Source organism: Bartonella sp. MU70NMGDW, from assembly GCF_042194085.1.
Classification (GTDB): domain Bacteria; phylum Pseudomonadota; class Alphaproteobacteria; order Rhizobiales; family Rhizobiaceae; genus Bartonella; species Bartonella grahamii.
Genome location: NZ_JBHIMK010000089.1, coordinates 1 through 6,482, shown reverse-complemented (window position 1 = coordinate 6,482; position 6,482 = coordinate 1). Strand labels below are relative to the sequence as shown.

General features: G+C 38.0%; 3 protein-coding genes. All 3 read left to right on the top strand.

The window, feature by feature from the left end; all coding sequences use genetic code 11:
- On the top strand, positions 1 to 1,543 hold a 1,543-nt coding region (locus ACFIKE_RS07710; protein WP_375649053.1), incomplete at its 5' end, for an ABC transporter substrate-binding protein.
- A 924-nt stretch (positions 1,544 to 2,467) separates the two neighbouring features.
- Positions 2,468 to 4,099 carry an ABC transporter substrate-binding protein gene (locus ACFIKE_RS07705; RefSeq protein WP_375649051.1) on the top strand — a complete coding sequence of 544 codons (1,632 nt, stop codon included), beginning with the start codon at positions 2,468 to 2,470 and terminating at the stop codon, positions 4,097 to 4,099.
- Between the two features lie 830 nt (positions 4,100 to 4,929).
- Positions 4,930 to 6,482, top strand: a 1,553-nt coding sequence (locus ACFIKE_RS07700) for an ABC transporter substrate-binding protein (RefSeq protein ID WP_375649049.1), incomplete at its 3' end; no start/stop codon positions are given.

Here is a 6,482-nt window from a genome sequence, read left to right as displayed (position 1 = left end):
TTCAGCAAAAACGCCGGCTGATACCCTTGTGATGGCTTGGAATCTTGATGCAATCAGTACGTTTGATCCTGCGCAGCTCAATGATGTTTATGGAAGTGAAATTGTTCGCAATGTTTGTGATAATTTAGTCGTTTCTGCGACAGATGATCCTGCTAAAATGGTTCCTGCTTTAGCAACACATTGGGATGTTTCAGGTGATGATCACAGTACGGTGATTACCTTTCATTTGCGTGATGGTTTGAAGTTTAATAATGGCAGATCAGCCAATGCCAATGATCTTGTTTGGGGTATGAAGCGGATTGTTAAATTGAAGATGGCAAATGCGGCAATTTTTAATGAATATGGAATTGTAGAACAAAATGTTGATGATGCTTTACAAGCTCCTGATAAGAAAACGGTTGTGATGAAATTTGATAAGCCTTATCCAGCAGAGCTCATTCTTAATAATATTGTTGCGAGTCCTGCGACAGCTTTGCTTGATCGTAAGACGATTATGAAGCATGAAAAAAATGATGATTTGGGAAATCAGTATTTGAAGAGTCATGCTGCTTGTGTTGGTCCTTATCAGTTAAAAAGTTGGCGCCCTGGAGAAGCTCTTTTGTTGCGTGCAAGCTCTCACTATTGGGGACAAGCGCCTAAACTGAAGCAGATTTTAATTCGCCATGTTGCAGAGCCCGGAACACAACGTTTGTTGTTGCAAAAACATGATATTGATGTTGCTCGTAATTTGACACCTGAAGATCTTGCTGATCTGCAAAAAACAACAGATGTTAAAATCAAGGAAGTGTTAGAACCATCCATGATGTACTGGGGATTCAATATGACGAACCCCATTTTTGCTAAGGAAAAAGTGCGCTTGGCGATGCGTTATCTTATAGATTATGAAGGTTTTGGCAAGAAGCTTCTCAAAGGGATTGGTATCCCACGGGCAAGTTTTATTCCTCTTGGCAATCTTGGGGCTTTGGATGAAAAAGAAGGGCAACCCTTTAAGCTTGATATTCAAAAAGCCAAACAGCTTTTAGCAGAGGCTGGTTATCCGAACGGATTTGAGGCAAATTTTATTGTCTCAAATGCTCCTTATACTTTGTTACTTGCTCAGTCACTTCAAGATAGTGCTGCACAGGCGGGCGTGCGTCTTAAAATTGAACGTGTAGCAGGTACACAGTTGTTTTCAAAAGTGAATGCACGGGCTTTTGATACGGTTTTTATCGGATGGAATAATGATTCTGCGGATCCTCATACAATGGCTTCACGTCTTGTTTATAATCCAGATAATCGGCTTGAGGCAAAAAATACAGCCTATCCTAGTTGGCAGCATGGGTATTTTGATGCCAAAATGAATCAAAAAGTTGAAGAGGCGTTATTTCAAAAAGATCCGCAAAAACGGGCGCAAATATATGCTGATTTACAACGTGAATTGATGCAAAAAGGACCTTATGCGTTTATCTATCAGAAATATACTGTTATCGCGATGACGCCTGATATCAAAAAGTGGGTTTGGAATAGTGCGCCACATATTTTTTATAGTAAAATTGAAAAATAAGCGTGTCTTCAATGCTGTTCAATAGATAAAGGACATCGTCATGATATATTCGGCGTATTGTATAAATTTTCAAGCTTTGCAATACGTCGAAGATCACAGGTAATGCGTGATATATTGTTGAATGTCTTTTCATAACATTCGTTTAAAGAGATTTTTCATTCTCATTAGAGGTGTGTTTGTGTGGATGTTAAGATTGAATATTTCAATTTCTCTGAATTAGAAAGTGGTCAATTTATTTGTTAAAAAACTGAGTATAACATAAAGAAACTAAGTATAACAAATGTCGCGGAATTTAGTAGTGCTAAAGGTGCAAAGAGTTTGCGATGTTAAAGGAAAGTTTTGTTATGGGTGGGTACACAAGAGATATCAGTTTTTATGGTGTTTATATTTTCTTTTACTTTAAAAGATGATGAGATGCCAATTGAAGGATGCTATTTTATGGGGAGTGATGAAAAAAATCAAATTTTCTTTTGAAGAAGGAATAAAAGTCGTTGCACTTGGCAAACTAACGAATTTCCCTGTTTTATGAAATCGTCAAATTATTATGAAGGCTCTTTGTTATTAAGGTACTTGAGCCGAATGGGGTAGTTATTTGATGGCATAAAAACGCAGGAAGAAATAAAAGAGACAAGCTTGCTTAACAAGATAGAAAAAATACTGGTTTTATAGTCTTCAATAGTAGGCGTTATGATATCGTGAATAAGCTCTGTTGTTGGTGAGCGTTCATTGTATACCAGAGTGTTTTCCTTTGTATGTTTTGGTTTGGCTTACAAGTGTAGGCAGGAGGAGTCATTGGCAAGAGGTGCTTGTTCTTAAATATTTTAAAGCTTGGTCTTTAGGAGCCTATAGTTCGTCTAAACTTAATTATTAAGCACGTTTTGCTGCATAGGGAATTTATACAATAAACGTTAAAAGGAAAAGTCTATGAACGTGAAAAGAAAAATATTGAAAAAGAGCTGTTCTTTTGTTTCTGCTGTTCTTGCAATGGGGATGTTTGTGCAACAAGTTTCAGCAAAAACACCTACCGATACGCTTGTGATGGCTTGGAATCTGGATCCAATAAGTACATTTGACCCTGCACAACTCAATGACCGTTATGGAATTGAAGTGGTTAACAATATTTGTGATAATTTGGTCGTTTCTGCTACAGATGATGCAGCTAAAATGGTTCCTTCTTTGGCAAAGAGTTGGGATGTTTTAAGTGATGACCAGAGTACGGTGATTACTTTTCATTTGCGTGATGGTTTAAAGTTTAACGATGGTAGATCAGCCAATGCCAATGATCTTGTTTGGGGTATGAAGCGGGTTGTGAAATTGAAATTGTCTAATGCGGCAACATTTAATGAATATGGGATTACAGAACAAAACGTTGATGAGGCTTTTCAAGCACCGGACGACAAAACGGTGGTGATGAAATTTGATAAACCTTATCCTTCAGAGCTTATTCTTAGCAATATTTCCACTAATCGCACTGCTGCCTTGCTGGATCGTGAGACACTCATGAAAAACGAACAAGATGGCGATATGGGAAACCGGTATTTGGCAAGTCATTCTGCTTGTGTTGGTCCTTATCAGTTAGAGAGTTGGCGTCCTGGAGAAGCTCTTTTATTGCGTGCAAGCTCCAATTATTGGGGGGAAGCGCCTAAACTGAAGAAGATTTTAATTCGCCATGTTGCGGAGCCTGGAACGCAACGTTTATTATTGGAAAAACACGATATCGATGTTGCACGTAATCTGATGCCAGAGGATTTGGCAGATCTCCAAGCAACAACGGATATTAAGGTTGAAAAAGTGTTGGCGCCCTCCATGATTATATGGGGTTTTAATACGACGAACCCTATTTTTGCTAAGGAAAAAGTGCGTTTAGCGATGCGCTATCTTATTGATTATGAAGGACTCAGTAAGACCCTTCTCAAAGATGTTGGTATTCCCCGTGCAAGTTTTATTCCTCTTGGTAATCTTGGGGCTTTAGATGAAAAAGAAGGACAACCCTTTAAACTTGATCTCCAAAAAGCAAAGGAACTTTTAACAGAGGCAGGTTATCCGGATGGTTTTGAGGCCAATATTTTTGCAGGGGCATCTCCTTATCCTTTTGCTTTACCTATTGCTCAGTCCCTTCAAGACAACGCAAAAAAGGTTGGGGTACATTTTAAAATTGAACGTTTTGTAGGTACGCAGTTGTTTTCAAAATTTTATGCGCGTGGTTTTGATACGATTTTTTTCGGATGGAATAATGGCTCTGCGGACCCCCATACAATGGCTTCACGTCTTATTTACAATCCAGATAATCGGTTTGAGGCAAAAAATACGGGCTACGCTAGTTGGTGCCATGGGTATTTTGATAAAAGTATGAATCAAAAGGTTAAGGATGCGTTGTTTGAAAAAGATCCCCAAAAACGGGTGCAAATGTATGCTGATTTGCAACGTGAATTTATGCAGAAAGGACCCTATGCTTTTATTTATCAGACATATGTTTCTGTAGCGATGACACCTGATGTCAAAAAGTGGGTTTGGAATAGTGCACCACGTATTTTTTATAGTGCAATTGAAAAATAAGAAGGTATCAGGTTTATAAAATATAAAAAACATGATCATGATATATTTGACGTATTGCAAAGTTCTTAAATGCTTTGCAATACGTTGAAGATTGTGAATAATAGAGGATATATTGCTGAGTGTCTTTGCAAGATTTCTATTAAGGGATCTTTCATTCTCATTAAAGATGTGCTTGCTTGGATGTTTAAACTTAATATTTCAACTTCCATGAATTGAAAAGAGATCAATTCATTTGCTGAAAAAATTAGTACAACAAATGTTGTGGTATTTAGCATTGTTAAAGGAGCAAAGACTTTGCAATGTTGAAGAAGAGTTTTGGTGTGGAGGCAAAGAGGAATATCAGTTTTTTATGATGCCTATGTTATGTTTCCTTTTGTTTTGAAAGATAACACTCCGCAATTGGGGTATTATTTTATGGGGAGTGATGAAAAAATTCAAATTTTCTCTTGAGAAGGAGGGTAAATGATCAATTTCAGCAAATTACAATTCATTCAAAATCATCAAAATATCAAATTTTTATTGAGGCTCTTGAAGTAACCGGACGTGGTGTTTTCGCGACACTTTTTAGAAAATCAAAAAAGAAATTTGAAGCAAAAGGTCTGATTGATAAAGCAAAAGGAAACTTTGCCTGATATGTCCCAAATTGTAAGCACTGTGATATCTCCAACAGATGCTGTTATGCCTAATACCTTCGTTTTATATCAGATCGTTTTCTGTTGAGTTTTTAATTTTATTTCGAGGAGGTATGTTTTCTAAGTCTAATCTTATTATTTATTGCACGTTATTGTTGCATGGAGAACTTATACAATAAATTTTAAAAGGAAAAGTCTATGAACTTGAAAGGAAAAATATTGAAAGGGAGCAGTGCTTTTGTTTCTGCTGTTATTGCACTGGGGATTTTGGTGCAACAAGTTTCAGCAAAAACACCTGCCGATACGCTTGTGATGGCTTGGAATCTTGATTCAATAAGTACATTTGATCCCGCACAAATTAATGACCGTTATGGTAACGAAGTTCTTGTCAATGTTTGTGATAATTTAGTTGAACCAGCTAAAGATGACGCAGCTAAACTTGTTCCCTCTTTGGCGAAGAGTTGGGATGTTTTAAGTGATGATCAGCGTACGGTGATTACTTTTCATTTGCGTGATGGTTTGAAGTTCAATGATGGTCGTCCTGCGAATGCCAATGATCTAATTTGGAGCATGAAGCGGGTTGTTAAATTGAAGATGGCTACTGCGGCGACATTTAATGAATATGGTATCACAGAACAGAATGTTGATGAGGCTTTTCAAGCACCGGATGAGAAAACGGTGGTGATGAAATTTGATAAACCTTATCCAGCAGAGCTTATTCTTAGCCATTTTGCCACTAGTCGTACTCTTGCTTTGCTTGATCGTGAGACACTCATGAAACACGAAAAAAATGGTGATATGGGAAACCGGTATTTGGCAAGCCATTCTGCTTGTGTTGGTCCTTATCAGTTAGAGAGTTGGCGCCCTGGAGAAGGGATTTTATTGCGTGCAAGCTCCAATTATTGGGGTGAGGCGCCTAAATTGAAGAAGATTTTAATTCGCCATGTCGCGGAGCCTGGAACGCAACGTTTATTATTGGAAAAACACGATATCGATGTTGCACGTAATCTGATGCCAGAGGATTTGGCAGATCTCCAAGCAACAACGGATATTAAAGTTGAAAGAGTGTTAGAGCCATCCGTGATCATATGGGGGTTCAATGTGACAAATCCTATTTTTGCCAATGAAAAAGTGCGTTTAGCGATGCGCTATCTTATTGACTATGAAGGACTCGGTAAGACTCTTCTCAAAGATGTTGGTGTTCCACGTGCAAGTTTTATTCCTCTTGGTAATCTTGGGGCTTTGGATGAAAAAGAAGGACAACCCTTTAAACTTGATCTTCAAAAAGCAAAGCAACTTTTAACGGAAGCCGGTTATCCAGATGGTTTTGAGGCCAATATTTTTGCAGGGGCATCTCCTTATCCTTTTGCTTTGCCAATTGCTCAGTCCCTTCAAGACAATGCAAAAAAGGTTGGGGTGCGTTTTAAAATTGAACGTTTTGTAGGTACGCAGTTGTTTTCAAAATTTTATGCACGTACTTTTGATACGATTTTTTTCGGATGGAATAATGATTCTGCGGATCCTCATACAATGGCTTCACGCCTTATTTACAATCCTGATAACCGGCTTGAGGCTAAAAATACAGGCTATGCGAGTTGGTGCCATGGGTATTTGGATGAAACTATGAATCAAAAGGTTCAAGATGCGTTGTTTGAAAAAGATCCCAAAAAACGGGCGCAAATGTATGCTGATTTGCAACGTGAATTTATGCAGAAAGGACCCTATGCTTTTATCTATCAGACGTATCATAC

Coding starts and splice junctions, on each gene's coding strand:
- ACFIKE_RS07705 (WP_375649051.1), top strand. CDS start 2,468: ATGAACGTGAAAAGAAAAATATTGAAAAAGAGCTGTTCTTTTGTTTCT.